This is a genomic window from Mycobacterium persicum (genome assembly GCF_002086915.1).
GTDB classification, from domain to species: domain Bacteria; phylum Actinomycetota; class Actinomycetes; order Mycobacteriales; family Mycobacteriaceae; genus Mycobacterium; species Mycobacterium persicum.
Genome location: NZ_MWQA01000001.1, coordinates 551,142 through 555,364, shown reverse-complemented (window position 1 = coordinate 555,364; position 4,223 = coordinate 551,142). Strand labels below are relative to the sequence as shown.

The 4,223-nt window shown below is 63.0% G+C and carries 1 protein-coding gene; it reads right to left on the bottom strand.

The genetic code is table 11. From position 1 onward, the window contains the following. Positions 1 to 4,223: beta strand repeat-containing protein (locus tag B4U45_RS02440; protein ID WP_479724740.1), on the bottom strand; the 4,223-nt coding region annotated here is incomplete at both ends.

The window sequence follows — 4,223 nt, the reverse complement described above, 5'->3', positions numbered from 1 at the left end:
GTTGAAGGCGCCGGTGTTGGTGTTGCCGGCGTTGGCCAGGCCGGTGTTGTGGTTGCCGGAGTTGGCGATGCCCCAGTTGCCGTCACCGGAGTTGGCGATGCCGATGTTGTCGGTGCCGGAGTTGAACAGGCCGATGTTGCCGCTGCCGGAGTTCAGCGCGCCGAATCCGGTCTGGCCGTCGCCGGTGAGCCCGATGCCGATGTTGCCGTTGCCGGTGTTGCCGAAGCCGATGTTGCCGTCGCCGGTGTCGCCCGCGCCGATGTTGTGGCCGCCGGTGTTGCCGAGACCGAGGTTGGCGTCACCGGTGTGGGCGAACCCGATGTTGTTGCTACCGGTATTGCCGCTGCCGAAGTTGGTGCTGCCCAGATTGCCGCTGCCCAGGTTCAGGTCGCCGATATTGCCGCTGCCCACGTTGATGTCGCCGGCGTTGCCGAAGCCCACGTTGAGTTGGCCGGCGTTTGCCAAGCCCAGATTGACGACGCGCCCGGCCGGGCTGGTGCTGTTGTGGAACACGCCGGCCAGGTTGGTGCCGATGTTCGCCACGCCGGAGAGGTTGCCCGCCGCCAGGAGCCCTTGGGTGCTGGTGTTGTAGACACCTGAGATGGTGTTGCCGGCGTTGGCCAGGCCGGATTCGAGGGAGCCGACGTTGCGGTAGCCCGAGACGCCCGCGCCGCCGAGGTTGCGGAAGCCCGACGTGTCGGCGCCGGCGTTGCCGAAGCCCGATGCGCTGCCGGTGCCGGAGTTGAAGAAGCCCGACGACGGGCTGGCTGTCGAATTCCCGAAACCCGGGGCCGCCGGGATATCGATGAACGTGATGTCGATGGGGCCCAAGCCGCTGGTGATGGTGATGGGTATCGACGTATCGGGTCCGCCGATGAGGGCGTCGACCGCGAGCCCACGACCGCTGAGCGCCGGAATGGATATGGTGTCGAAGGTGATGCTGAGATAGGACGAGCCCAGGACGCTGACGGTAAACGGCTGAATGGCAAACGGGTTGACGAGAATATTCGCGGCATTCAGATTGATAGGAATATTGATCGGAATATCTATACCCATGTTCAGGACCGGGAATTCGGGAATATAGATCCCGGCGTGGAGGCCATATAGACCCTGGTAGTCGCCCCGCCAGAAAAAGCCGTTGCTGTAATTGCCGGCGATGAAGGCGCCGGTGTCGACATTGCCCGTGTTGGCCAGGCCGGTGTTGTAGTCGCCGGTGTTGGCCACCCCGGTGTTGTAGTCGCCGGTGTTCGCCAGGCCCGTGTTGGTGCTACCGGTGTTGTAGCTGCCGGTGTTGTGCCTGCCGGGGTTGGCGATACCCGTGTTGGTGCTGCCGGTGTTGTAGACGCCCGTGTTGTAGGCGCCGGGGTTGGCGATGCCGGTGTTGCCGGTGCCCGGATTCCACAGACCGGTGTTGTGGCCGCCGGCGTTCTCGACGCCGGTGTTTGCGGTGCCGGAGTTCCCGATGCCGATGTTGCCGGTGCCCGAGTTGGCGATACCGATGTTTGCAGTGCCGGAGTTGAACAGGCCGACGTTTCCGGTGCCGGAGTTGAACGGGCCGAAGTTGTCGCTGCCCGAGTTGAGCGCGCCGATCCCGACTTTGCCGTCGCCGGTGAGCCCAATTCCGATGTTGCTGCTGCCGGTGTTCGCAAAGCCGATATTGAAGGTGCCGGTGTTCGCGACGCCGGTATTTCCGTCGCCCGCATTGGCCACGCCCAGATTGTGATCGCTCACGTTGGCCGGGCCCACGTTGTCGTTGCCTAGATTTCCGGAGCCGAAGTTGTGCAGGCCGTGGCTGCCGAAGCCGACATTGAAGCTGCCGATGTTTGCTCCGCCGACGTTGTGGTCGCCCACGTTTCCGCTGCCGATGTTGAGGGTGCCGATGTTGCCGTTGCCCACGTTGAGGCTGCCGTCGTTGGCGAAGCCCAGGTTGGAGATAGCGAAGTTGCCGAAGAAACCCGAGAGGTCGGCGCCGACATTGGCGACGCCGGAGACATTGGCCGGCGTCGCGAGGTCCAGCGTGCCGGTATTGAGCAAACCCGACACCGTGTCGCCGAAGTTCGCCATGCCCGATACCAGGTCGCCGACATTCTTGTAGCCCGAGATCCCCGAGCTGCCGGAGGCGTTGAAGAAGCCGGAGTTATTGGGGCCGCCGTTGGCCAATCCCGATGAGCTGCCGGCGCCGGAGTTGAAGAACCCCGACGACGGGATGGTGGTCGAGTTCCCGAAGCCCGGGGCCGCCGGAATGTCGATGACCGGGATCGCGATGGGGCCGATGCCGCCGGTACCGGCGATATCGATCGCGGTGGTCGGACCGCCGATGGTGGCATTGAGCGGCGGCAGGGAAATGACGATATCGGAGACCGTAAGGGGACCGATGCTGATGGCTTGGGTGGTTCCGGTGTCCAGCACGTTGATGTCGGCGGTGTATTTGGGAATGGTAAAACCCTCAATGGTCAGGAGGCCGAATGTCGCGCTGATCGGAATATCGATCGGGATTTCCACGTCAAGGTTCACCGGAATGGCGGTGTCGGGAATATAGATCGTGTAGTTGTAGCCGACCAGGCCTTGGTAATCGCCCCGCCACAGGACGCCGTTATCGTAACTTCCGGAATTGAAGAACCCGGTGTCGACGTTGCCCGAGTTGGCGAATCCCGTGTTGTAGCTACCAGTGTTCGAGTAACCCGTGTTGTAGGAGCCCGGGTTGAAGCCGCCGGTGTTGAAGCTGCCGGCGTCGAAGCTGCCCGAGTTGTAGTCGCCCGTGTTGCCGATACCCGAGTTGACGTTGCCGGCATTCCAGAGCCCGGTGTTGACCATTCCAGCGTTAGCCAGGCCTGTGTTGGTGCTGCCGCTGTTGCCGATGCCCCAGTTCGCGGTGCCCGAGTTTGCGATGCCGACGTTTCCGGTGCCGGAGTTGAACAGGCCCACATTGTCGGTGCCGGAGTTGAACAAGCCGGTGTTGCCGCTGCCCGAGTTGAGCGCGCCGACCCCGACTTTGCCGTTGCCGGTGAGCCCGATGCCGATGTTGTTGCTGCCGGTGTTGGCAAGGCCGATATTGCCGTCGCCGGTGTTGGCAAAACCGGTATTGGCGTTGCCCGCGTTCGCGAAGCCGCGGTTGTCGTCACCGAAGTTTGCGGGACCGATGTTGTCGTTGCCGAGGTTTGCCGAGCCGATGTTATGAAGGCCATGGCTGCCGAGGCCGACATTGAAGCTGCCGACGTTTGCGCCACCGAAGTTGTGGCTGCCGACGTTTGCGCTGCCTACGTTGTTGTCGCCGACGTTTCCGCTGCCGACGTTGTAGTCGCCGACGTTGCCGAAACCCACGTTCAACGTGCCGTTATTGCCCAGCCCCATGTTGAACGTCGTCATCCCGGCCGTGCTGTCACGGTAGAGCCCGGCGAGGTTGGTGCCGATATTGGCCAAGCCCGAGACATGAGCCGCGGTCGCGAGGTCCAGGGTGCTTGTGTTCAGGAAGCCAGACACGGTGTTGCCCAAGTTCGCCATGCCCGAGACCAGGTCGCCGACGTTCTTGTACCCCGAGGTGCCCGAGGAGGCGTTCAGCAGACCCGAGTTGTTGGCGCCGAAGTTGGCGAAGCCCGATGCGGTGCCCGTGCCGGCATTGAAGAACCCCGATGACGGGTTGGTTGTCGAGTTCCCGAATCCCGGGGCGCCGCCGATGTCGATGATCGTCAAGTCGGCGGGGCCGAGGCTGGCAAACGCGGGGATGACGATCGCCGTCGAACCGTCAGACTTACCAATCTGAATTGACGGTGAGGGGCCGGTGGCCGAAATCGGCGGAATGGTCAGCGAATTGATCGTGCCCCGCAAGACCGGGATGGGACCGAGCGTGACGGTGGTGCCGAACGGGATGTCCTCGATCGTTATCCCGTGGTAGACGGTGGTGGTGAAGCTCGCGTTGATGGGGATATCGATCGGAATGGTTGCGACGACGTTCAACGGGATTTCCGGAATATGAATCGTGTAGTGGAAGCCGATCAGGCCCTGGCTGTCGCCGCGCCACCACCAGCCGTTGTCCATGTTGCCGGTGTTGAAGGCGCCGGTGTTGATGTTGCCGGTGTTGGCTAAGCCGGTGTTGTAGCTGCCGAGGTTGAATAGGCCGGTGTTGGTGTTGCCGGGGTTGAAGCTGCCGGTGTTGGTGTTGCCGGTGTTGTAGCTGCCGGTGTTGTAGTTGCCGGTGTTGGCGATGCCGGTGTTGGCCAGGCCGG